Consider the following 22,321-nt stretch of genomic DNA (forward strand, 5'->3'; position numbering starts at 1 on the left):
GAACCAGCAGTGCGAGGGCAGCAGCGCCGCCCCGGTCTCGATCGCCAGCTTCGCCGGCCCGGCGGGCATCCGGGTGGGTTCACCGAAGAACTCGACCTCCACGCCGGAGCGGGTGAGGTCACGTTCGGCCATCAGGCAGACCACCCGGTTGTCCCGCAGCCGGTCACAGAGCACCTCGAAGGGCGGCCGGTCGCCGCCGGACAGCGGCAGCACCTCGAAGCCGAGGCTTTCCCGGTAGTCGATGAAACGCCGATACAGCGATTCGGGCTTGAGCCGCTCGGCGACGGTGGTGAAGGTGCCCCGCGTCTGCGCCAGCCACACCCCGGCCATGTCCCAGTTGCCGCTGTGCGGCAACGCGCAGACCGCCCCGCGGCCCTTCGCCAGCGCCGCGTCCAGGTTGTCCGCACCCTTGAATGTCTCGTCGAGCTGGCGGGCGACCGCGCGAAGATCCATGCCCGGCAGGCGGAACGCCTCACGCCAGTAGCGGGCGTAGGAGGCCAGCGAGGCCCGCATCAGCGCATCGGGCACCTCGGCGGGCGGCACGCCGATGACGCGGGCCAGGTTCTTGCGCAATTGGTCCGGGCCGCCGCCGCGGGCCGCGTAGCGCGCCCCCGCCCCGAACGCGGTGCGCGCGGCGAATTCCGGCATCGCCCGCACGGCCATCCAGCCGGCCGCATACCCCCAGTCGCTCGCGGTGCCGGATGCCAGGCGGCGGGGAGTGCCGATCAAACTCAGGCCCGGGATCACGGCATGCGCTCCGTCGCGCCGGGCGAGGTCCACACGGTGCGCAACCGCTGCACGCAGGTGACCACGCTGGCCACCGCCAGCAGCCACATCGCCACCGCCAGGGCGGGCGGCCAGGCGACGAAGGGGAAGTCGGACACGCCGGCACCTACCAGCACGATGATCAACCTTTCCGGGCGTTCGATGATGCCGCCGTCGCCGCGCAGTCCGCTGGCTTCGGCGCGCGCCTTGATGTAGGAGATGACCTGTGACGTGACGAGGCAGATCAGCGTCGCCACCGTCAGCAGCTTGTCGTGCAGGCCGAACGCGATCCACCACAGCAGCCCGCAGAACACCGCGCCGTCGCTGATCCGGTCGCACGTGGCGTCCAGCACGGCGCCGAAACGGGTGCCACCCCCGCGCTCCCGGGCCATCGCCCCGTCGAGCATGTCGAACAGCACGAAGAACCACACCACCAGCGTGCCGATGAAGAGCTTGCCCATCGGGAAAAGGATCAGCGCCCCCGCCACGGCGACGATGGTGCCCAGGATGGTGACCGCGTCGGGGGTCAGACCCAGCCGCAGGCACGCCCGGGCGGTCGGAGTGGTGAGCCGCGCGAACGCCGCCCGCGACAGGAACGGCACCTTACTCATTGGCGCCGCTCCTCAGCATCGCTCCGCTCTGCATCGTCGCCGCCGCGGCTCATGGCTGTCGTGCCCACTCGGTGGCCAGCAGCCGCCGGGTTTCGCGCAGCAACTGCGGGATCACCTTCGACCCCCCGATGATGGTGATGAAGTTCGCGTCGCCGCCCCAGCGCGGCACGACGTGCACGTGCAGGTGTTCGGCCAGTGACCCGCCCGCCGACGTCCCGAGGTTGAGCCCGACGTTGAATCCGTGCGGCCGCGACACGTTCTTGATGACGCGAATTGCCTTCTGGATGAAGGCCATCAACTCCGCGCTCTCGTCCTCGGTGAGGTCCTCGAGCTCGGACACCCGCCGGTACGGCACCACCATCAGGTGCCCGGGGTTGTACGGGTACAGGTTGAGGACGGCGTAGACGAGCTCGCCGCGGGCGACCACCAGGCCTTCCTCGTCGGACAGTCGCGGGATGTCGGTGAACGGCTGCTCGGTCTTGCCCGAGGAGTTGGGGTCGCGCTTCATCGGCGCCTCGGCCAGATAGTTCATCCGGTACGGCGTCCACAGGCGCTGCAGGTGGTCACTTTGGCCGACGCCCGTGTCCAGGATGGTGTCGTCGGCGCGTTCCTCTTCGGTCATTGTCTACTCACCGCCGGTCACCTTTACGAGTTCGGCTGTGGGAGCGGCATTTTGGCGATCGGCGACCCAAGCCACGATGGCGTCGACGGCGCTGTCCCGTGGCGCGCCGTTGATCTGCGTGCGGTCACCGAAGCGGAAGCTGACGGCATCGGCCTCGACGTCGCGGTCGCCGGCCAGCAGCATGAACGGGACGCGCTGGTTGGTGTGGTGGACGATCTTCTTGGCCATCCGGTCGTCGCTGGCGTCCACCTCCACCCGCACACCCTGCGATTTGAGCTGCGCGGCAACGCTTTCCAGGTAGGGCACGTGTTCGTCGGCGACCGGGATGCCGACCACCTGGACGGGCGCCAGCCACGCCGGGAACGCGCCGGCGTAGTGCTCGGTGAGGATGCCGAAGAACCGCTCGATGGACCCGAACAACGCGCGGTGGATCAGCACCGGCCGCTGACGCGAGCCGTCGGCGGCGGTGTATTCCAGCTCGAAGCGTTCCGGCATGTTGAAGTCGAGCTGGATGGTCGACATCTGCCAGCTCCGGCCCAGCGCGTCCTTGACCTGCACCGAGATCTTCGGGCCGTAAAACGCCGCGCCGCCGGGGTCGGGGATCAGCTCCAGCCCGGAGGCCACGCCGACGTCGCGCAGGACCTCGGTGGCCTCGTCCCATAGCTCGTCGGAACCGGAGTACTTCTCCGGGTCCTTGGTGGACAGCTCCAGGTAGAAGTCGTCGAGTCCGTAGTCGGCCAGCAGGTCGAGCACGAAATGCAGCACCGACGCCAGCTCGTCGCGCATCTGCTCGCGCGTGCAGTAGATGTGCGCGTCGTCCTGCGTCATGCCGCGCACCCGGGTCAGGCCGTGCACCACGCCGGATTTCTCGTAGCGGTACACGCTGCCGAACTCGAAGAGCCGCAACGGAAGTTCGCGATACGACCGTCCGCGCGACCGGTAGATCAGGTGGTGCATCGGGCAGTTCATCGGCTTGAGGTAGTAGTCCTGGCCGGGCTTGCGCACCGTGCCGTCCTCGTTGAACTCGGCGTCGAGATGCATCGGCGGGTACATTCCGTCGGCGTACCACTCCAGGTGACCCGACGTGACGTACAGCTGCGCCTTGGTGATGTGCGGAGTGTTGACGAATTCGTACCCGGCCTCGATGTGCTTGCGCCGCGAGTACTCCTCCAGCTCCCTGCGCACGACGCCGCCCTTGGGGTGGAAAACCGCCAGCCCGGAACCGATTTCGTCGGGGAAGCTGAACAGGTCCAGCTCGGTGCCCAGCTTGCGGTGGTCGCGGCGCTGCGCTTCCTCGAGCAGCTCGAGGTGGCGGTCCAGCGCCTCCTGGGATTCCCACGCGGTGCCGTAAATGCGTTGCAGGCTGGCGTTTTTCTGGTCGCCCCGCCAGTAGGCGGCGGAACTTCGGGTCAGCTTGAACGCCGGGATGTGCTTGGTGGTCGGGATGTGCGGCCCGCGGCACAGGTCGCCCCAAACCCTTTCCCGGCTGCGGGGATTGAGGTTGTCGTAGGCGGTGAGCTCGTCGCCACCCACCTCCATGATGTCGGGGTCGCCGGACTTGTCATCGACGAGTTCCAGCTTGTACGGCTCGTTGGCCAACTCCGAGCGCGCCTGGTCCTTGGACTCATAAACGCGCCGCTCGAACAGCTGCCCCTCTTTGACGATCTGGCGCATCCGCTTTTCCAGCGCCGCCAGATCCTCGGGCGTGAACGGCTCCGCCACGTCGAAGTCGTAGTAGAAGCCATCGGTGATGGGCGGCCCGATGCCCAACTTGGCGTGCGGGAACATGCCCTGGACGGCCTGGGCCAGCACGTGCGCGGCCGAATGCCGGATGACACTGCGCCCCTCGTCGGTGTTGGCCGCCACCGGGACGACCTCGACGTCGGCCTCGGGCACCCAGCTCAGGTCGCGCAACCTGCCGTCGGCGTCGCGCACCACCACGATCGCGTCCGGGGAACCCCGGCCCGGCAGCCCCGCCTCCCGCACCGCGGCGGCCGCGGTAGTGCCGGCAGGAACCCGGATCGGGGCTTGCGGCGTGAGCTGTGCGGCGGCACTCATCGGGTCAATTCTCCAGGCTTTGGACATCTCGGAACGATCGCGACCATGCTATCCGTGTGGCCGACCACCACCCCACACCGCCGGGCCACCACTGATTGACCCCTCGATCGAACTGCGCCTACCGTGCCAGCGTGGTCACCACCATCGAACGGTTGGCCGGGTGGGCCGCTGACCTGCGTCTCGAGGACGTCCCCGACACCGTGGTCGACCTGTGCCGCACCCAGCGCCGATCCGTGTTCGCGGCCACGGCCGCGTCGGCCCGCGACGCCGCGTCACGGCGCGTGCTCGCCGGCGTCGCGAGCTGGGCCGGCGACGGCCCCGCGGCGGTGCCGGGATTACACCGATCCGTCGCCGTCGACGACGCCCTCTACGCCGCGGCCGCGTTGTCGATCGCGCTCGACTTCGACGACTACATGTGCTTCGCGCACGCCGGCCACTCCGCCGTATGGGTACCGGTCCTCCTCGCGGCCGAGACCGGCGCCCCGGCGGCCGAGCAATTGGCCGCCCAGGTCGCGGCCAACGAGCTCGAGGCCCGCTTGGGCGGCGCCTGCCTGCTGGGGCCGCTCAACGGTCAGCTGTGGTCGTTCGTGCATGCCGCCGGAGCCGCCGTCAGCGCCGGACGTCTGCTTGGACTCGATGCGCGCCGGCTGGCACATGCCCTGGCCCTTGCTCTCTACCAGGCTCCGCGCGCCACCGTCCCGGGGTTCATGGCCCCCGATTCGAAGCTGCTGACGGCCGCGGAACCGACACTGGCCGGCGTCCGGGCCGCCCGCCTGGCCGCCAACGGCGTCACCGGCCCACTGGATGCCCTCGACCACCCACAAGGCTTCTTCGATGCGTTCTCCTACGCGCCGCTGCCCGCACTTCTGGGCGGGCTTGGCTCCGGTTGGGCGACACGGACTCTGAGCGTCAAGCGGTATCCGGGCTGCGCGTATGTCGACACGACCGTCGACGCGCTGCACGAACTCGGGCCGCCGCCGGCCGCGGACGTCGCGTCGGTGGTCGTCGATGCGGGCGTGCTGACGTGCGGGATGGACGCCCTGTCGCACGGGTACACGGCCGGCCGCACGCCCACCCCGGTGACCATCAACTTCTCGATCCCGTGGACCGTTGCCGCCACTCTTGTCGCCGGCCGGCTCACACCGGACGAGGTCAACGAGGAATGGCTGGCCGGCCACCACCGCGAGCTCGCCGACGTCGCCGCACGGGTGTCGTTGCGGCACGACTGGTCGCTCACCTTGCGTACGGCCGAGGCGATGGCGCCGCTTCTTCCGGTTCGCGCTATGACAGTCGGCACGCCAGCCCGCCGGCTGCTCGCCGCCGTCCGGCGAACTCGCAAGGAACACAAGGGCGTTCGCTTCGCCCTCGGCGACTCGGTCGCCCTACTCCGCGCGCTGCGCGATGGTGGAATCGGGGCGGCCGGACGAGCGGCGACAGGACAGTTGTGGGCGCCGGCAGCGCTGGACGCATTCACCATGACCTTCCCGGCCCGGGTACGGGTGAGGTTGCGCGACGGACAGGAGTTGGCGGCCGAATGCGGTGTTCCCCGCGGCGGCGCCGGCAATGTGAAAACCAGTCCCGACGCCGTCAGCCGCGAAAAGCTGTTGGCGAGTGGACCTGCCGTGTGGGGCCAAGAGCGGACTGCCGACATCTTCGAGGCGATTGACGCCGACGCCGCCGACCTGTGGCGCTTGCTGGGCCGTTAGGGCTGACCCGGCTTGAGCCGCACGAACAGGGCGTCGGCTTCGGTCAGCAGCGTGTCACCGTCGGTCAACCGGCCGGACACGAAGATCTTGCGCCCGTCCACCCGGTCGATGCCGGCGTCGAACCGCAATTCCTTCTCGATCGGCACGATGCGGCGGTAGTCGATCTTCAGGTAGGCCGTGCGCTGGTAGGGGCCCCCGGTGAGCACCGAGGACGTCAGCCCCAGCACGCTGTCGAACAGCATTCCCAGGCAGCCGCCGTGCACGGCACCGTTGCGGCCCAGGTGAAACCGGGCGAACCGGGCCGAACCCTGGATGCGGCCGTCGTCGGTCTTGCGGGCCTTCATGGGCACCGACAGGATGTTGCCGCGCATCGGCAGGTCCATGCGACGCCCCGACGGGGACTCCCACTCGTCGGCGTCGAACGGGCTCAGCAGCGCCGACACCTTGTCCAGCAGGTTGGCGGCCTCGGTGATCACCGCGTCGGGGGCGTCGACGGCGCGGGCGTGGTCCTGCAGGGTGCGCACGGCATCGATGAACCTGCCGTAGTCGGGCCCGCCCTTGGTCGTCGGCTCCGGTGGGTTGAACCCGCCGCCGGGGTGCTGCTGATGTTCCGCCACCAGCACACCGTATTGCGCGGCCGAAGGGGCGGCGCGGTCAGACCGTCTGTTGAGCCCCGGCCGCTGAGAGGGTGTCGAACTCGTCGTCGGACAGCGTGATCTCGGCGGCGGCGACGTTCTCCTCCAGGTGAGCCACCTTCGAGGTGCCCGGAATCGGCAGCATCACCGGCGACCGTTTCAGCAACCACGCCAGCGCCAGTTGCGACGGAGTCGCGTGGTGCTCACCGGCGATGCGCTGCAGCGGGCCGTCGGGGGCGGCCAGCGGCCCGGCGGCCAGTGGGAACCACGGGATGAAACCGATGCCCTGTCGGGTGGCGGCGTCCAGCAGCGGTTCGGCGCCCCGGGCGGACAGGTTGTACATGTTCTGCACCGACACGATCTCGGTGGTCCGCTGGGCCTCCGAGAGTTGGTCGACGTTGATCTCGGACAGACCGATGTGGCGGATCTTGCCCTCGTTCTTCAGGGTCAGCAGCTCGCCCACCTGGTCGGCCAGCGGGAAGTCGCGGTCGATGCGGTGCAGCTGGAACAGGTCGATGGTGTCGACGCCCAGGCGGCGCAGGCTCATCTCGCATTCCTGGCGCAGATAGCTCGGGTTGCCCAGCGGGATCCAGACGTCCGGCCCGGTGCGCAGCAGCCCCGCCTTGGTCGCGATGACCAATCCGTCGTAGGGGTGCAGCGCCTCGCGAATGATGTCCTCGGATATGTAGGGGCCGTAGGAGTCCGCGGTGTCGATGAAGTTCACGCCCAGTTCGACGGCGCGGCGCAAAACCCGGACGCATTCGTCGCGATCGGCGGGCGGGCCCCAGACACCCTTGCCGGTCAGGCGCATGGCGCCGAACCCGAGCCGGTTGATGGTCAAGTCGCCGCCGAGGGTGAAGGTTCCGGACGCTTGTGCAACAGTTTTCGAGTTTTGTGCGGTCACTTTTACGACCGTACGCCGGAAATGTCGCCGCGCACCTCGGCGTGGCAAGCTGGGCGGGTGGACTTAGCAGCGCTCGAGGAACTCCCGCTGACCTATCCCGAGGTGGGGGCGACCGCATCCGGCAACTTGCCCGCGGGATACGGCCACCTGCACACGGAGACTCAGATCGGCACGGGCCAGCAGCGCTTCGAGCGGGCCGCCGACGCCGTCATGCGCTGGGGCATGCAGCACGGGGCGGGGTTGCGGGTGCGCGCCAGCTCCGACGTCGCCGAGGTCGGCACAGTTGTGGTGGTGCGCATGGGTTTTCTGCCCGCGCCATGCCGGGTTGTGTATGTCGTCGACGAGCCCGACATCCGCGGATTCGCCTACGGGACATTGCCGGGACATCCGGAGTCCGGCGAGGAGCGCTTCGTCGTCCGGCGTGACCCCGCCACCTCCGCGGTGTTCGCGGAGGTGACGGCGTTCTCGCGGCCCGCGACCTGGTGGAGCAAGGCCGCCAGGCCAGTGGTGGCGGTGGCCCAGCGCGTCATCGCCAAGCGCTATCTGCGCGGGGTCTGAGCCTGGCAGGCTATCGGCGCCCGATGCTGCCGGTGTGCACGCCCTGCGCCAGCCGGGCGAGCGCGATGGCGCCGACCAGCAAACCGAAGTCGCGCAGCGCCACGTCGTAGAAGCCCGGCCCGGTGACGAGGTCGATGATGATCCCGGCCAGCCACGCGGCGACCACCCATGCGCCGAACCGCGGCACGACGGCGACCAGCACGCCGGCCACGATCTCGATGACCCCCACCAGATACATGCACTGATCGGCGGTCCCGGGCACCAGGTCGTTGATCCAGCCGGCCAGGTACATGCTCCAGTGATGCGGGTGGGTCAGCACGTTGAAGAACTTGTCCAGCCCGAAGACGATGGGCGCGATGGTGAAAACCGTGCGCAGGGCGTAGTACGCCGACAGCGCCGGGTCCTTCAACTGAGCGGAGAGCGCCGGGGTGGCGTTGGTGGTGCTCATGGAATCCTCCTCTAACAGACAATAATTTGAACGTTAGAAGCTGTAGACTGTAGCGTCAAGAGTTTTATCCGTTAGAAATGGCTGCCGACGTGGACGACGACTCCCTGAAGCGCGACGCCGCGGGCATCGGGGCGCTCGCCGACCCGGTGCGACGTGAGCTCTACCGGTTCGTGTGCGCCCAGTCGGCGCCGGTGAGCCGCGACCAGGCGGCCGACGCCGTCGGGATTGCGCACCACCAGGCCAAGTTTCACCTGGATCGGTTGACCGCCGACGGCCTGCTGGAAAGCGACTACGCGCGCGTCACGGGCCGATCCGGGCCGGGCGCGGGGCGGACGTCCAAGCTGTACCGCCGGGCGAGCCGCGACATCGCCGTCAGCCTCCCCCAGCGCGAATACGAACTGGCGGGACGCTTGATGGCAAAAGCCATCGCCGAGTCGTCCTCCACCGGCGCGCCCGTTGCCGAGGTCCTCAACGGCGTCGCCCACGACTACGGGCAGACCATCGCCGCCACGCCGCGCCGGCCCGCCAGCGCCGCCGCCGGACTCAAGCTCGCCGTCAAGGTCTTGAGCAGGTACGGCTACGAACCCCGCGCCGTCGGCCGCAGGATCGAACTCGCCAACTGCCCGTTCCACGCGCTCGCGCAGGAGCAGACCGAGCTGGCCTGCAACATGAGCCACGCCCTGATCACCGGCGTCGCCGATGCCCTGGCGCCGCACGGTCCCGACGCCCAGCTGTGCCCGGGGCCCGACCGCTGTTGCGTCGTGCTCACCCCCGGCGGCTAGGCGGACGCTAGGAGCCCCAGACGCTCAGCAGACGCTCTGCGCCCGAACACATTTCGTCGATCACCTCTGCCACCGACGCGTCGTCGCGGATCATCCCGACGCCCTGACCGGCGTCCACGGGGGCCACCCGGCGGTCGTCGGCGGCGATGGAGGCCGCGAGGTCGTCGCAGGCCTGCGGGTTGAGCGTGTCCTCTTTACCCGTCCAACGCTCGACGAAGTCGTTGGTCAGCACCCGGGACGGGAACCGCGCGGGCCACGGCCGGGCCTGGGCGACGTCGAAGGCCCGGGTGACGGCGGTGTCGGTGGCCCGGGCCGCGATCAGCGCGCGGCGGCTGCCTTCGCCGGAGAGCGCCTCCGGACACGCGGCCAGGCGGGTTCCCACCCACGCCCCGCTCGCACCGGCGGCCAGCACGGCGGCCAGGCTGCGCGCCGAAGCGACACCGCCGCCCGCGAGGACCGGCACCGAGACGGCGTCCAGCACGGTGTCGAGCAACGGCAGCGTCGCGAGCTTCGTCTCGCCGTGACCGCCACCCTCGGACCCCCGGGCGACCAGGATGTCGACGCCGGCATCGGCCGCCTGGCGCGCCCCGGCGCCGTCGTAAACCTGTGTGGCGGTGGGGATCCCGGCGTCGTGCGCCTTTGCGACCCAGGACCAGTCGGTCCCGAAACTGACTGACAGCAGGGCCGGCCGAGCCGCCAGCGCATCCTCGAGCAGCCCCGCCTCGGTGCGCATCACCCAATCGACCAGGCCGATGCCGAACGTTCCCTGCACGTGCTGCAGCTGGCTTTGCAGCAGTTCCCTCGTGGCGACGCTGCCCATGCCGACCATGCCCAGGCCACCGGCCGCGGTCACCGCCGCGGCCAGCCGGCCCCCGGCGACGCCGCCCATGGGCGCGTTGACGATCGGTACCCGCAACCCGAATTCCCTTGACCAGGGCGTGGAAAGCATCCGGCTAGTGAACCGACGGAAGGGTCTTGAGCACGGTCAGCATGACCACCGAATCCTCGACCGCGTGCAGGGCGTGCCGTTCGGTCGGGATCGCGACATAGTCGCCGGTTTTGCCCTCCCAGGCGTCGTCGCCGGTGGTCATCCGCACGTGGCCCTGCAGCACCTGCAGCGTTGCCTCGGCGGGGCCGTCGTGTTCGGAAAGCTCATGGCCGCCAAGCAAAGCCAGCACGGTCTGCCGAAGCTCGTGGCTGTGGCCACCGTGGATGGTGTGGGCGGCCCGCCCGCTGTGCGATTCCTTGGCCTCGGCCAGCTTTTCGGACGCGAGGCTCGTCAACGAGATTGATTCCATAGCTGAGTCCTTTGCGGTTGAGCGGACACCATCAGGCCGTCAGTAGCAGTATCCCCGCCACGACCAACGCGATTACCTTGACCACCTCGAAGCCGACGTAGACGTAGTGGGCGCGGGAGCGCGGCCCGTCCGACCCGGCGAGCACGCTGTCCGAGCGGCGGGTCAGTCGGGGGCGCACCGCGATCAACTGCACGGCCAGCGCGCCCGCCGCGACGAAAACCGCGGCGGTGGTGCCCGTCGTCGTCAAGCCCCCGGCCACGATCGCCACGAGGACCAGGGCGAAGCAGACCTCGACGGTGTTGAGGGCCCGGAACACCAGCCGCCCGATGCCGAGCCCGATCTGCAACGTCACGTTGGGCGCGCGGAATTTCAGCGGGGCTTCCAGGAACGAGATCGCCAACACCATGCCGAGCCACACGAAGGTGAGCGCAACGGCGACCGCCGGCCCGGCGCTCATTTGGCCGCGGTCCGCGGCGCCAGGTGCGCCACGCACAGATCCGGTTCGACGAACGCTTCGAGCCGATCGACCGAAACCGGCGCTCCCCAGGCCTCCATGGCGCCTTGCATGAGACCCAGATGCACCGGGCACACGACGGCGGTCCGGTTTTCGGCCAGCTCCAGGAACGGGCAGTGCCGCAGGCCGACCTGTTGCTCCCCGTCGGCCGCCCGCCGTTCGGGCGCGAAGCCGAGCTCGTCGAGCATGTTGACCAAGTGGTCGATGGCGTCGTCGGCGCTGGCGGGTTCCGGTGGCACCGCTTCCAGGCTGGCGTCCAGCTTTCGCCCCCAGGCCCGGCCCGCGGCCTGGGCCTTGGCGCCGGCATCGCGCTCTCCGGCGAACGCCACGGCCAGGATCTCGGCGAGCAGGCGGTAGTGCCGCGTGCCACCGCGGTCCATCTGCCGGACCGCGCGGAACATCAGCGGCGGGCGACCCGGCCCCTTGCGGTCCAGCTCGACGTGCTCCACCTGCCCGTCACCGACCAGGCTGTCGAGGTGGAAGCGGACCGTGTTCGGATGGACGCCAAGCACGTCGGCGATCGCGGCGATGCTCATGGGATCGGGCGACGCCCGCAACACCCGCAAAACCTCGCGGCGGCGGCTGGCGGATTCCCCGATCGACGTCGGCGACAACTTCACAGGACCCTCACGCTCCTTCCGCTTGGTCGGCCCTCGGCTGAGCGGCCACCAAAGGCGTGTCTACACCGAGCGGCCCGAGCTTGGCCGCCCCACCCGGGGATCCCAGGGGGGCGTCGCGGCCGGGCAGCGTTTCGGTGAAGAACGCCTCGTTGTCGGCCAGGTACGGTCTGAGCTCCTCGGGCAGGTCGTCTTCGTAGTAGATGGCATCGACCGGGCACACCGGCTCGCATGCTCCGCAGTCCACGCATTCGTCGGGATGTATGTAGAGCGCGCGGCCGCCCTCGTAGATGCAATCGACGGGACACTCGTCCACGCAGGCGCGATCCATCACGTCGATGCATGGCTTCCCGATCACGTACGTCATGGGCAAGAGTTTACACAACATTGCTTGTAAAAACGAGGCCCACTAAAAGCTTTGCGCTGACGCCGGTTTCGCGTCTTCGGGATGGGCGAGCCGATAGACCTCGATGAGGCGCGCCACATCGGTGGGCGTGACGATGCCGACCACCTGAGCCCCCTCGAACACCAGAGCACGGCTGCGGGGACCGGCCGGCGCCATCCGCTCCAGCAGGGCCGTCAGCGGCTCCTGCGGCGCACCGGACGGGACCTCGTGAAGCGGTTGCGCGACCTCCCCCACGGTGACGGTGGCGCGCTGGGCGGGCGCGACCTCGCGCAACCGGCGCAACGTGATCAGACCGGTAATCGCCCCGCTCCGGTCGACGACTGGGTATGCCGAGTGCCGGTCACCGAGCACATAGCGCTGGACGAAATCGTCGACGGTGATCCAACCGGGCGCGGTATGCGGCCCGGCGGTCATCGCGTCGGCGACGCGCACGCCGGAAAACATCTGCTGGGTCGATATCCGCGTCTCCTCCTCGCGACTGGCCGCGAAGATGAACCAGCCGATGAACGCCAGCCAGACTCCGCCGATCACGCCGCCCAACAAGAATTCGGCCAGCCCCAGCCCGATCAGGATGAAGGCGACCACCCGTCCGGCGTGCGCCGCGCCGATGCTCGCCCGCACGCTGTCCCCGTGGCTGCGCCACAGGATGGCCCGCAGCACGCGGCCACCGTCCAGAGGTGCGCCGGGCAACAGGTTGAAAAGCCCGAGCAGCAGGTTGATGACGGCCAGCCAGGACGCGACCCCGATCACGATAGGAGCGGCGCGCACCGTATGCAGCGCCGCGACCAGCCCGCCGAAGGCGGCGGCCAGGGCGAGGCTGGTGGCCGGCCCGGCGATCGCGATCCGGAAGGCGGCCTTGGGGGTCTTGGCCTCGCCACCGAGGGTGGTCACACCGCCGAACAGCCAGAGCGTCACGCTCCCGACGGACACCCCGGCGCGGCGGGCGACGATGGCATGCGCGAGCTCGTGCGCCACCAGCGAGGCCAACAGCACCAGCGCGCCGCACGCTCCGGCCAACCAGTAGGCGCCGTGCGAATATCCTTTGACCGTTCCGGGCAGCGTGCTGGCCAGGCTCCAGGTGAACAACCACAGGATGACCAGCACGCTCCAGTGGACGTTCACCGGGAATCCGGCGACTCGCCCTATCGGGATCGCGTCGCGCACCTCGAACCTCCAAAGTCGTTGAGGAGAGGCGGTTCCACTGCCGCCTCTGGCTCGAAAGTAGGGCGCTACCGCGGCCGCAACTAGGGCCGTATGACCCCGAGCGAGCGGCCAATCGGCCTGCTTGGGACGCGGTCAGAATTCGCACCGGCGTCCCAGGCAGCCGCCGCTGAACGTGGCGTCGGCGGCAAGCAGGGCCTCCTCGGAGCCGACGTAGGTGAGCACCTGTCCGGCCCGGGTGCCGTAGCGGTAGACGGTGATGCCCTTGACCCTCGCCTTCCACGCGGCCAGATAGATCGCGCGGACGTCGTCGACGGTCGATTCGGCCGGCAGGTTGACGGTTTTGGACACCGCGGCGTCGACGTGCCGCTGCACCGCGGCCTGCATCCGCAGGTGCCAATCCGGGGTGATCTCGGCTGCGGTGGGAAACGCCGCCCGAACCTCGGCGGGGACGTGTCGGTCCTCGCGCACGCCGCCGTGCCGGGCGATTTCGGCGATCAGGTCGGGATGGTAGAAACCGCGGTCGCGGGCGAGCCGGTCGAAACACGGGTTGACCTCGAGCAGGCGCCGCCCGATGACCGCCCGGACGTAGGCGATCGCGAACATCGGCTCGATCCCCGCGCTGGTACCGGCGATCAACGAGATGGTGCCGGTCGGCGCTATCGAGGTGAGCTGGGCGTTACGCCGCGGCGCCGAGCCCGCCAAGCGGCTGTCCGCGAAGGCCGGAAACGGTCCGCGCTCCTCGGCCAGCCGCTCGGAGGCGGCATGTGCGGCCCGGTTGACGGTGCGGGCGATCCGGCCGGCCAGGCGAACGCCGCGCTCGCTGTCATACGGAATTCCCAACCCGGCCAGCATCTCCGCCAGGCCCATGACGCCCAGCCCGATCTTGCGGGTGGCCTTGGTGGCCGCTTCGACTTCGGGGAAGGGAAACCGGCTGACGTCGATGACGTCGTCCAGGAAGCGCACGGCCAGTTCCGTCACCGCCGTGAGCCGATCCCAGTCGATGCCGCCGCCGCTGACCATCCGAGCGAGGTTGATCGAACCCAGGTTGCACGATTCGTAGGGCAGCAGCGGGACCTCCCCGCACGGGTTGGTGGCCTCGATCCGGCCCAACGCCGGCGTCGGATTGGCGCGGTTGATGGTGTCGAGGAACACCAGTCCGGGGTCGCCGCACCGGTGTGCGGCCTCGCAGATCGCGGTGAACAGATCGGCTGCGGGCACCGTCGCGACCACCGCACCCGTCCTCGGGTTGACCAGCCGATGGCTGCCGCCGCGCGCGACGGCGCGCAGGAATCGGTCGGTCACGCCCACCGACAGGTTGAACTGGTTGAGCTCACTGGCCGAGCGGGACTTGGCGGTGACGAAGTCGTAGATGTCGGGGTGCGATACGTCGAGCACCGCCATCGATGCGCCGCGCCGGCGGCCACCCATCGAGATCACCGCGGCGGCGTAATCGAACAGCCGGAGAAACGACAGCGGTCCGCTGGCCGTCCCGCCGGTGCGGGCCACCGAATCACCGGCGGGTCTCAGGTGGGTGAAGGCGTAGCCGGTCCCTCCGCCGGCCTGGTGTATGTCCGCGCTCTGTGCGAGCGCGGTGAAGATTGAATGCAGCGAATCAGCCACTGGCAGAACGAAACACGCGGAAAGCAGCCCCAGTTCGGTGCCGGCGTTCATCAGCGTCGGCGAGTTGGGTAGAAACTCGAGCCCACGCAGCAGCGCCGAAAACCGTTGGGCCCACACCGCCGAGGACCCGGAGCGGAACTTCTCCTCGGCCCCCGCGACCTGGTTCGCGACGCGGTCCATCATTTCGCCGGTCGATTCCATCGGCCTGCCGCGGTCGTCGCGCAGCAGATAGCGCTCGCCCAGCACCGTCACGGCGGCCACGCTCAATTTGAGTTCGTCGCGCACACCGGTCAGCTCTTTGGTCGCGCGTAATTCGGCGTGGTGCCGGCGGTAGTCGGCATAAGCGCGGGCAACGTCGTCCAGGCCGGCCGCCGCCAGCTGCGCCTCGACCACGTCTTGGATCTCCTCGACCCGCGGAATTGCGCTGCGGGCCTGACCCGCCAGCGCATCGGCCACCGACCTGGCCAGCCCGCCGGGTAAGTCCGGGTCGCGGTGTCCGGCCTCGCGCGCGGCCCCAGCGATCGCCGTCTCGATGCGGCCCACGTCGAAGGGGACCAGGCGCCCGTCCCGGCGCCTGATGCTCGACGGCCACCGCGCCGACCGCGCTGTCCCGGCCATCGTTCGAGTATCCCCGTCACACCCAAAAGTCGTCGCCCGAAACGAGATAAGGACTTCCGTCCCTACCGTGGTGGCGGCTTGCGTGGTCGGATCGAAGACGTCCGTTTGAAGACAACAGACATCCCAGGAGAGAACAATGACCAGCACGCTGCCCGCGGCACAGAAGCCGCACATGCTGTTCCCCGAGTTCGCGGACTTCTTCTCGTCGTTCCCGTCGTTCGCCGGAATCCGCCCGATGTTCGACACCCGGCTCATGCGGTTGGAGGACGAGATGGTTGATGGCCGCTACGAGCTGCGCGCCGAGATCCCGGGCATCGACCCGGCCAAGGACGTCGATATCACCGTCCGCGACGGTCAGCTCACCATCAAGGCCGAGCGCAGCGAGAAAAAGGAGTTCGACGGCCGATCGGAGTTCTCCTACGGCTCGTTCGTCCGCACCGTGTCGCTGCCGTCCGGTGCCAACGAAGACGACATCAAGGCCAGCTACGACAAAGGCATCCTCACTGTCTCCGTGCCGGTCTCACAGCCCGCGCCCGAGGAGAAGCACGTAAAGGTCGCCGCAAAGTAGCCGGCTGAAGCGGGGCCCGGGCAGCGTCGCCCGGGCCCGTCACGGCCGTTGGGGGCGCCGGCTCCAGTGATGACTTTGGGCCCTATCCGCAATCAGCGCGTGACGGAATAATGGCGTCGTCTGACGTAACTTGGCTGGTGCGGTTGCGGCTGAACGAAGGAGCATGGCGGTTATGGGCGGTATCCCGACGTTGTCGTTGACCGACTCTGACGTGGACGCCCTGGCTTCGGAATTCCTGCAATCGCGGTACCTCGGCCCAATTTATGCCGACTGGTCCCCTGACCGACGCCTCGACACGTTCCTGCGGCGCCGCGGCCTGTCGCGCGTTGCCGATGACGGCGACCTGTCCAACACCGTCTTGGAACGCATCATGGCCCACGTGGGCCGCGCCTCGCACCGGGCGCGAGGCTGATCGCAACACCGACCCGTGGCGCCGACGCTCAGTCGGCAACGCCTACTGCCGCTTCGAGTTCGGCCAGGCACTCCTCGGTCGCCGGTATGAAGGTCTCGATATCGGGCACCACGTCGCGGCCCGCGGCATAGCCGAACCCGATCCGGTCGGCGTACGCGCATGTCGTGATGTTGAGTGCGTGACCGTCGTACACCGTCGACACCGGATACATCTCCTCGATTCGAGCTCCGTTCCAATACATTTCGGCTACCGGGCCGCGGACGTGGGAAATCGGCAGGTTGTATCCGGTCCGGATTTTCGGCGTGAACGGCAGCAGCGGTCCGATCGCCGTCGCGGCGATGCTGCCGGCGTTCGTCAGCAGTGACGCCGCCGCTCCCCGTTTGGCCACCCAGTGCTTGCCCTCCGACATGGACCGATGGATCGCGTCCAGCCGGGCCAGCGGGTCATCCAGGTTGGTGCCCAACGGGCACATCCACAGCCCGAACCTGTTGCCGTGCTGGTCTTTTGGCGTCTCGTGCTCGGGGTCGCGCACCGTGACGGGGCAGGCGGCCACCAGCGACCGGTCGGGCAGTTCGGCGCGATCACTCAGCCACCGCCGCACCACGCCGGCCGCCATCGCGGTGAGCACGTCGTTGCCGGTCACGCCGGCGGCCTGCCGCACGGCTTGGATGCGGCTTTTCGCCCAGCTGCCCGCGGCGACCGCGCGCTCGGGGCCCACGCGGCCGTTGAACCGGGTGTAGGGCGCCCCCAGGGGCAGCACCGTGGTGTGCCCGACCAGGGCATCCAGCACCGTTGCGACCTCGCCGGTGGCCACCCGCCCGATCAGCCCCACACTCGACGCGGTGGCATCGGTCAGCGAGCGCAGCGGCGCGACCAGACGAGACAGCAACCCGGACGAGGCCGGCGGCGAGGGCTCGGGCCGGCAATCGGCGTAAAACGGCGGCATCGACCGGCGGTCGGGATCACTGCTGAGCGCGTCGGTGATCATCTGAAAGCCGGCCACCCCGTCGGTCACGCTGTGATGCACCTTGATGTAGAACGCGAAGCGGCCCCCGTCGAGGCCGTCGATCAGGTACGACATCCACATCGGCCGGCTCCAGTCGAGGCGCATCGCGTCCAGCTCGCCGATCAGCCGCCAGAACCCGTCCCCGGACACCGTGCGGCGCTGGCAATGTCGGCTCACATCAACGGAATCCACCTGCCGCCAGACCCACATGCCGCCGGTCTCCACACCGCGATGCGGATACCTGCGAAGCCTCGGATCGATCGAATCGTTTCCGCCCAGCGTCTTGCGGTGCAGTTCGTCGACGTAACCGGGCCCGGCGTCGTCAGGCGGCGACAGGATCAGCACGGCGCCCACGTGCATCGGGTTGGACACCCACTCCGCGGTCATCATCGCCGCGTCCAGCGGATCCAGCGGATTCATGTTCGACCCCCGCGACTAAGCGGGGCGGTCGCGCCGGGGCACCGAACCATCCAAAAGGCCCGACTGCTGCAACGCCGCCTCGAGGAATCGCTGTACCGGCCGCGCGCGGAAGAAGCCGGTATGACCGCCGCGGTACCAAACGATCTCGGGTTTCCCCCAGTGTTCCCAGAGGCGGACCACCTGCTCGCGTGGATGCACCACCTGATCGGCGACGCCGGCGTAGATGAAGCGGCCGGGCATGGGCACCAGCGGAGCGAGCGACAGCGGCGACATCATCCGCCCGATGGGCTCGGCGGCTTCGATCGTCTGACGGCGCGGGTCGTCGGGGCCGAGCCCGGAGTGCCGACTCAGCAGCCCGACCAGGTCTGCCACCGGGACGCCGAGAATCGCGCAGGTGAGCCCGGTTTCGAGGCTGGCGACCAACGCGGCGATGTAGCCACCCAGCGACAGACCGTTCAACCCGATCTGCGATTCCGGCTCTTCCCGGCGTATCCAGGACAGCAACCGCCGGATGTCCCACACCGCCTGCGCGGTCGCGTGCACGTCGTCGAGGATGTCCTCGCCCGGAAACACCGCACCCTTCGGCAGGTCCCGGGCGCGCGGGCCGTGCATCGGGAGGACCGGCATCACGACGTTCAACCCGAGGTCTTCGTGTAACCGCCAGGCCCGGAACAAGGCGAGATCCAATGCGGCCCGGCCCATTTCGGTTCCGTGGATGCACACCAACCAGGGGCGTGGTTGCGGATGGCGGAGCAACAGGGCGTACTCGCGGTCGTTCGCGGTGTAGCTCATCCACCGCCGCGCGCCGGGTTCACCCGGGCGGGGCAGGTATCCGCTGTCGAAGAAGATGCGGTGGAAGGAACGCCTGCCCCCTTTCACCTTTCGCACCGTGACATTCGACAGTGGCGGCGGTGCGCCGAAAAATCGCCTCGGATTGGTGAGCCATCCCCGGTCCCCGTAGAACTTCAGCCCCGCGGCCACCTCGTTCGTGATGCGCTCGAACTCCTCGGGGCGGCTGATCGGGCGCCGCGCCCTCAGGCCCAACAGGACGACTTCGTCGCGGAACGCCTGGGCCGCCAGGGCGAGCGTGGGTCGCGCGATCGGAAGCTCGTCGGGGGGCTGTCCGAGATATTCGCGCCACGAGTCGGCGACGTATCGACCTGTGCTGGTGAACGGTTTGACCGCACTGCCCAGCGCGACGCCTCCCGGTGGGCTCAACGGCAAAGCGCCCGGGCGTCGGGATGCGCCGTTGTTGGTCGGTACCGCCATGGTGGCAAATTAGCAGGCGCTGAAATCGGCGGGTTAGGGCCTAACGGCCCGGTCACGGCAGCGAAAGTCCTTGGCCGGCATGCCGAGCGCAGGCGGCCGGTCTGGGCCATATGACCGGGGCCGAAGGGTCTTTAGTCACTCGCGCCGATGTCTGGGCAGTCGTAACCTCGGAGCCGTCACAAGCATCTTTCGAAAACCACTCGTCGATTAGGAGTGAGATCATGACCGAGGCACCGCACAAGACCGAGCCACGTTGGGCCGAGCTCTCCGATGACGTGCTGGAATCCGTCGAATCCGGCCGCAAGCACGCCATCGAGGCCGTCCGCAAGTTCGTCGACCAGATCAGTCCGGTGCTCCCCGAGCAGTCGCGACGCAAGACCGTCGTCGACGCCGCACTGGACCTGGCGGACGACCTGGTCACCGCCCGCATCGAATTCTTCCGCAACGTGGTGCGCAGCGCCGGTCACGCCGTCAGCAAACACGACGAATAAACCGCTGCCACAGGTTATTCCACGTCCGACTCCCCCGATAGCACGAGCACGGCGTTCCGCACGGCGTGCTGCAATTCGACCGCTGCGGTCCAGTTGTCGCCCGAGGGCATGATCGGCTCCCCGACCACGATGTCGATCGCCCCGCGGCGCGGGAAATGGTGTTCCGGACGCAGAATCGTCCGGGTCCCGCGAATCCCCACCGGCGTGACGGGCACCCCGGTTCGGGCGGCCACTACGAAGGCGCCCATGTGGAACGGCCGCAACCCCGGGGCGCGGGCCAGGCGGCCTTCCGGAAAGATGACGAGCGACTGGCCGGCCCGCACCAGGTCGGTCAGCCGGTCGGCGTCCGCGACGCCGTGTTCACGTTCGTGACGTTCCACGAACTGGTGGCCCAGTCGCCTGAGCACGAATCCGTTGATGCCTTGATGCTCAAGGACTTCGGCGGCGACAAAGTGAAACCGCTGCGGCATTTCCGACGCCAGTGCCAGCGGATCGATCCAGCTGGGGTGGTTGGCCACCGCGATCGACGGGCCCGCGGGAAAGCGGTCGAGGCCTTGCACGGTGATCGCCGTCCCCGTGAGGCGAGCCAGCAACCGGACCGCGGCGCGGGCCACCCGCCAGCGCCACGCCGCCCGTGGGAGCAGCAGCAATAAGGCGGCAACCGCCAGCCCGAGGATCGTGTACACCGCCCACGCGTAGCCGGCGAAGGCCACGTCGCCCGCCGCGCGACGAACGCGGCGTAGCGAAGGCACCGCGCCGCGGAGGCGAAGCCGCGCCAGTTCCCACCACAACGCCCGTGGTCGCGCGCCGATCTTGCCGGAGTCGTAGAGGGCCCGGCTGGCCGCCCGCCTGATCTTGCCGCTGGACGTCTTCAGTACGGTGCGCGGCGGCGCCAGCACCACGTCGTCGGGCGCCACCCCGAGCAGATCGACTGTCGTGGCTGCGATTTCGGAGCGCAACGCGGCTCGCGCCTCATCCCGGATGGCTCGGGTCTCCGCCATGACCACGAGTCGCTCGGGCCCGCCGGAAGGATCAGGCGAGGCGAACACCGCCACACAACCCTTGCGGACACCCTCGATGTTGCCCACCGCCTCTTCCAGTTCCGCGGGGTGCAGGTTGCGTCCGGCCCGGATGATCATGTCCTTGATCCGGCCGGTGACGTACAAGTCGGCCTCGGCCGTGTACCCCAGATCGCCCGTGTCGAGCCACGCGTCGTGGAAGAGTGCGCGCGTCGCCGCCGGGTTGTGGAAGTAGCCCGCGGTCGCCGACGGACCGCGGAACTCCACCCGCCCCTCGCGGCGGTCACCCAATTCGTTGCCGGCCGCGTCGACGATCCGGATCTCGTGCCCGGGCAGGGGCCGGCCGCAGGCGACGAATCGAAGGTCCCGCTCGCCGGGCTTGGCGGGCTCGGCCTGCCCGGACCGCACGAAGGTGTCTCGGCGAATGCGGTCGATGATCGGCCCGCGGTTAAGCGGGGGGAACGCCAGCCCCACCGACGACTCGGCCAGCCCATAAACCGGCGTCATCGCGTCCCGGCGAAACCCGTACGGGGCGAAGCGATCACCGAAACGTTCGATGGTCGTGGCGCTCACCGGTTCGGCGCCGTTGTAGGCGAGCCGCCAGCAACTGAGATCGAGTCCCTCGATCTCTTCGTCGCGGATTTTCGACAGGCAGAGTTCGTAGGCGAAGTTCGGGCCGGCCGACATGGTGGCGCGGCTGGCGTGGATCGCCCACAGCCATCGCGACGGGCGGATCAGGAACGCCTGCGGGCTCATCACCACCAGCGGGACACCGAAGTACAAGCAGCCCAACCACGCACCGATCAGACCCATGTCGTGATACAGCGGCAGCCAACTGACGAAGGTGTCCGATCCGGTCGCCGCCGCGGCCTGACCCATCGCCCGGATGTTGGCGAGCAGGTTGCGGTGCTTCAGCGCGACCCCTTTGGGCTGCCCGGTGCTGCCGGAGGTGTACTGCACCAGCGCCAGATCTTCGGTCCGCGGCCGGGGAAGCGATGACGGCGCGTGTTCGCCTGTGCGCGTGAGCGATTCGGGAATGACGACATGACGCAGGCTTTCGACGTTCGAGCGCAACAGGTGACCCAGGGCGACGGCCTCCGGCACCGTTACCAGCATCGTGGCGCGCGCGTTGGCCAGGATGCCGGCGGTGCGACGCAGGTGGTCCGCCAGTTGGGACGGCCGCGCGGGTGGATAGACCGGGACGGGCACCGCGCCGGCGAGGACCACGCCGGCGAATGTCACGAAATACGCCCGGCAGGTCGGCAGCATGATGGCGACAGCGTCGCCCGGTATGACGTCGTGCGCGATCAGCCCGGCCGCCACCGCGGCCGCCTCGCGGTGCAGGTCCGCATAGGTCATGTCGGTGCTGTTCCGGGGGTCACCCGCGTCGTCGAGGATCCGCAGGTGGGTGCGGCCCGGGGTCGCACCGACGTGCCAGTTGAGGGCGTCGTTGAGGGTCAGCGCTGACTCGGGGGCCGGCGCGGACGACGCGGTGGCCGGGCGGGATACGACGCCACGGTCCGCACGCACCGCGGCGTGACCACGACCCAGGACCGGGTTGAGCGCCGCCACCAGGTCGCGCGGGGTCTCCGCGCTGGCCAGGGTGTGGGGCGGCAGCGCCACCCCGAATTCGTCCTGCACACGCAGCAACAGTTCCGCCAGTTCCAGGCTGCCGATGCCCAGGTTGTCAAAGGAGCTGTCAAGCGTCACCGAGGGCGACGCGGCCTGCGAGTGGACCTCTTCGACGAGGCCACGCACCAGCGCGAGGACGGGAGGAGCGCAGTCTTGGTGTGCCATCGGTCGGCGCGAC

At 69.1% G+C, this 22,321-nt stretch carries 23 protein-coding genes; 6 read left to right on the top strand and 17 right to left on the bottom strand.

From position 1 onward, the window contains the following. The 4 genes from A5709_RS12370 to thrS form a co-directional block, all read right to left on the bottom strand. A partial coding sequence (locus A5709_RS12370; RefSeq protein ID WP_369827318.1) for a phosphatidylinositol mannoside acyltransferase occupies positions 1–780 on the bottom strand: 780 nt, incomplete at its 3' end. Then, the gene (pgsA, locus tag A5709_RS12375) at positions 744–1,376 is read right to left on the bottom strand and encodes a phosphatidylinositol phosphate synthase (protein WP_067948739.1); all 633 of its coding nucleotides are present in this window, start codon (positions 1,374–1,376) and stop codon (positions 744–746) included. The genes A5709_RS12370 and pgsA, both read right to left, overlap by 37 nt. A gap of 49 nt (positions 1,377–1,425) precedes the next feature. Beyond that, the gene (locus A5709_RS12380; RefSeq protein ID WP_067948741.1) at positions 1,426–1,998 is read right to left on the bottom strand and encodes an HIT domain-containing protein; all 573 of its coding nucleotides are present in this window, start codon (positions 1,996–1,998) and stop codon (positions 1,426–1,428) included. 3 nt (positions 1,999–2,001) lie between these two features. Then, positions 2,002–4,056, bottom strand: coding sequence for a threonine--tRNA ligase (gene thrS / locus A5709_RS12385; RefSeq protein WP_067948743.1), 2,055 nt, complete (start codon positions 4,054–4,056; stop codon positions 2,002–2,004). A gap of 131 nt (positions 4,057–4,187) precedes the next feature. Here thrS and A5709_RS12390 point away from each other — a divergent pair, with 131 nt between their 5' ends. After that, positions 4,188–5,762 (top strand): MmgE/PrpD family protein, encoded by a 1,575-nt coding sequence (locus A5709_RS12390; RefSeq protein WP_068120107.1) that lies wholly within the window; start codon positions 4,188–4,190, stop codon positions 5,760–5,762. Here the strand turns inward: A5709_RS12390 and A5709_RS12395 are convergent. Both A5709_RS12395 and A5709_RS12400 read right to left on the bottom strand, forming a co-directional pair. Then, the gene (locus A5709_RS12395) at positions 5,759–6,385 is read right to left on the bottom strand and encodes a PaaI family thioesterase (RefSeq protein WP_067948747.1); all 627 of its coding nucleotides are present in this window, start codon (positions 6,383–6,385) and stop codon (positions 5,759–5,761) included. The two genes, A5709_RS12390 and A5709_RS12395, sit on opposite strands and share 4 nt — an antisense overlap. Positions 6,386–6,416: 31 nt before the next feature. After that, a complete protein-coding gene (locus tag A5709_RS12400; protein ID WP_067948749.1) occupies positions 6,417–7,301 on the bottom strand; it encodes an aldo/keto reductase in 885 nt (294 codons plus the stop codon). A gap of 57 nt (positions 7,302–7,358) precedes the next feature. On the opposite strand from A5709_RS12400, the gene A5709_RS12405 reads away from it, so the two are divergent. Continuing rightward, a complete protein-coding gene (locus tag A5709_RS12405; RefSeq protein WP_067948751.1) occupies positions 7,359–7,859 on the top strand; it encodes a DUF1990 family protein in 501 nt (166 codons plus the stop codon). A gap of 10 nt (positions 7,860–7,869) precedes the next feature. Here A5709_RS12405 and A5709_RS12410 read toward each other — a convergent pair whose 3' ends face one another. Then, positions 7,870–8,307 carry a DoxX family membrane protein gene (locus tag A5709_RS12410; protein ID WP_067948753.1) on the bottom strand — a complete coding sequence of 146 codons (438 nt, stop codon included), beginning with the start codon at positions 8,305–8,307 and terminating at the stop codon, positions 7,870–7,872. A 77-nt stretch (positions 8,308–8,384) separates the two neighbouring features. Here A5709_RS12410 and A5709_RS12415 point away from each other — a divergent pair, with 77 nt between their 5' ends. After that, positions 8,385–9,089 (top strand): metalloregulator ArsR/SmtB family transcription factor, encoded by a 705-nt coding sequence (locus A5709_RS12415; RefSeq protein WP_197520131.1) that lies wholly within the window; start codon positions 8,385–8,387, stop codon positions 9,087–9,089. Positions 9,090–9,096: 7 nt separating this feature from the next. On the opposite strand, the gene A5709_RS12420 is transcribed toward A5709_RS12415, so the two are convergent. The 7 genes from A5709_RS12420 to A5709_RS12450 form a co-directional block, all read right to left on the bottom strand. Then, a complete protein-coding gene (locus A5709_RS12420; RefSeq protein ID WP_067948755.1) occupies positions 9,097–10,038 on the bottom strand; it encodes a nitronate monooxygenase family protein in 942 nt (313 codons plus the stop codon). Between the two features lie 4 nt (positions 10,039–10,042). Continuing rightward, a complete protein-coding gene (locus A5709_RS12425; protein WP_067948757.1) occupies positions 10,043–10,387 on the bottom strand; it encodes a cupin domain-containing protein in 345 nt (114 codons plus the stop codon). A 31-nt stretch (positions 10,388–10,418) separates the two neighbouring features. After that, a complete protein-coding gene (locus tag A5709_RS12430) occupies positions 10,419–10,844 on the bottom strand; it encodes a hypothetical protein (protein WP_067948819.1) in 426 nt (141 codons plus the stop codon). After that, on the bottom strand, positions 10,841–11,521 hold the full coding sequence (locus A5709_RS12435; RefSeq protein ID WP_067948759.1) for a metalloregulator ArsR/SmtB family transcription factor: 681 nt from the start codon (positions 11,519–11,521) through the stop codon (positions 10,841–10,843). The genes A5709_RS12430 and A5709_RS12435 overlap by 4 nt, the downstream gene beginning before the upstream one ends. Before the next feature lie 7 nt (positions 11,522–11,528). Then, the gene (gene fdxA / locus A5709_RS12440) at positions 11,529–11,885 is read right to left on the bottom strand and encodes a ferredoxin (RefSeq protein WP_067948761.1); all 357 of its coding nucleotides are present in this window, start codon (positions 11,883–11,885) and stop codon (positions 11,529–11,531) included. A gap of 42 nt (positions 11,886–11,927) precedes the next feature. Beyond that, positions 11,928–13,088, bottom strand: a complete 1,161-nt coding sequence (locus A5709_RS12445; protein ID WP_067948763.1) for a site-2 protease family protein — start codon at positions 13,086–13,088, stop codon at positions 11,928–11,930. 132 nt (positions 13,089–13,220) lie between these two features. After that, the gene (locus tag A5709_RS12450) at positions 13,221–15,326 is read right to left on the bottom strand and encodes an adenosylcobalamin-dependent ribonucleoside-diphosphate reductase (RefSeq protein ID WP_197520132.1); all 2,106 of its coding nucleotides are present in this window, start codon (positions 15,324–15,326) and stop codon (positions 13,221–13,223) included. A gap of 136 nt (positions 15,327–15,462) precedes the next feature. Between A5709_RS12450 and A5709_RS12455 the strand changes: the two genes are divergently transcribed. Both A5709_RS12455 and A5709_RS12460 read left to right on the top strand, forming a co-directional pair. After that, complete coding sequence (locus tag A5709_RS12455; protein ID WP_067948765.1) at positions 15,463–15,894, top strand: Hsp20/alpha crystallin family protein; 432 nt, start codon at positions 15,463–15,465, stop codon at positions 15,892–15,894. A gap of 196 nt (positions 15,895–16,090) precedes the next feature. After that, positions 16,091–16,306, top strand: coding sequence for a hypothetical protein (locus A5709_RS12460; protein WP_197500882.1), 216 nt, complete (start codon positions 16,091–16,093; stop codon positions 16,304–16,306). 28 nt (positions 16,307–16,334) lie between these two features. Here A5709_RS12460 and A5709_RS12465 read toward each other — a convergent pair whose 3' ends face one another. After that, the gene (locus tag A5709_RS12465) at positions 16,335–17,732 is read right to left on the bottom strand and encodes a wax ester/triacylglycerol synthase family O-acyltransferase (RefSeq protein WP_068120109.1); all 1,398 of its coding nucleotides are present in this window, start codon (positions 17,730–17,732) and stop codon (positions 16,335–16,337) included. Between the two features lie 15 nt (positions 17,733–17,747). After that, the gene (locus A5709_RS12470) at positions 17,748–19,001 is read right to left on the bottom strand and encodes a S9 family peptidase (protein ID WP_068007363.1); all 1,254 of its coding nucleotides are present in this window, start codon (positions 18,999–19,001) and stop codon (positions 17,748–17,750) included. A gap of 221 nt (positions 19,002–19,222) precedes the next feature. On the opposite strand from A5709_RS12470, the gene A5709_RS12475 reads away from it, so the two are divergent. Continuing rightward, a complete protein-coding gene (locus A5709_RS12475; protein ID WP_067948774.1) occupies positions 19,223–19,492 on the top strand; it encodes a hypothetical protein in 270 nt (89 codons plus the stop codon). Between the two features lie 14 nt (positions 19,493–19,506). On the opposite strand, the gene A5709_RS12480 is transcribed toward A5709_RS12475, so the two are convergent. Further along, the gene (locus tag A5709_RS12480) at positions 19,507–22,308 is read right to left on the bottom strand and encodes an AMP-binding protein (RefSeq protein WP_068007367.1); all 2,802 of its coding nucleotides are present in this window, start codon (positions 22,306–22,308) and stop codon (positions 19,507–19,509) included. Positions 22,309–22,321: the final 13 nt, after the last annotated feature.

This window comes from Mycobacterium sp. E1386, assembly GCF_001672745.1.
Lineage (GTDB): Bacteria > Actinomycetota > Actinomycetes > Mycobacteriales > Mycobacteriaceae > Mycobacterium.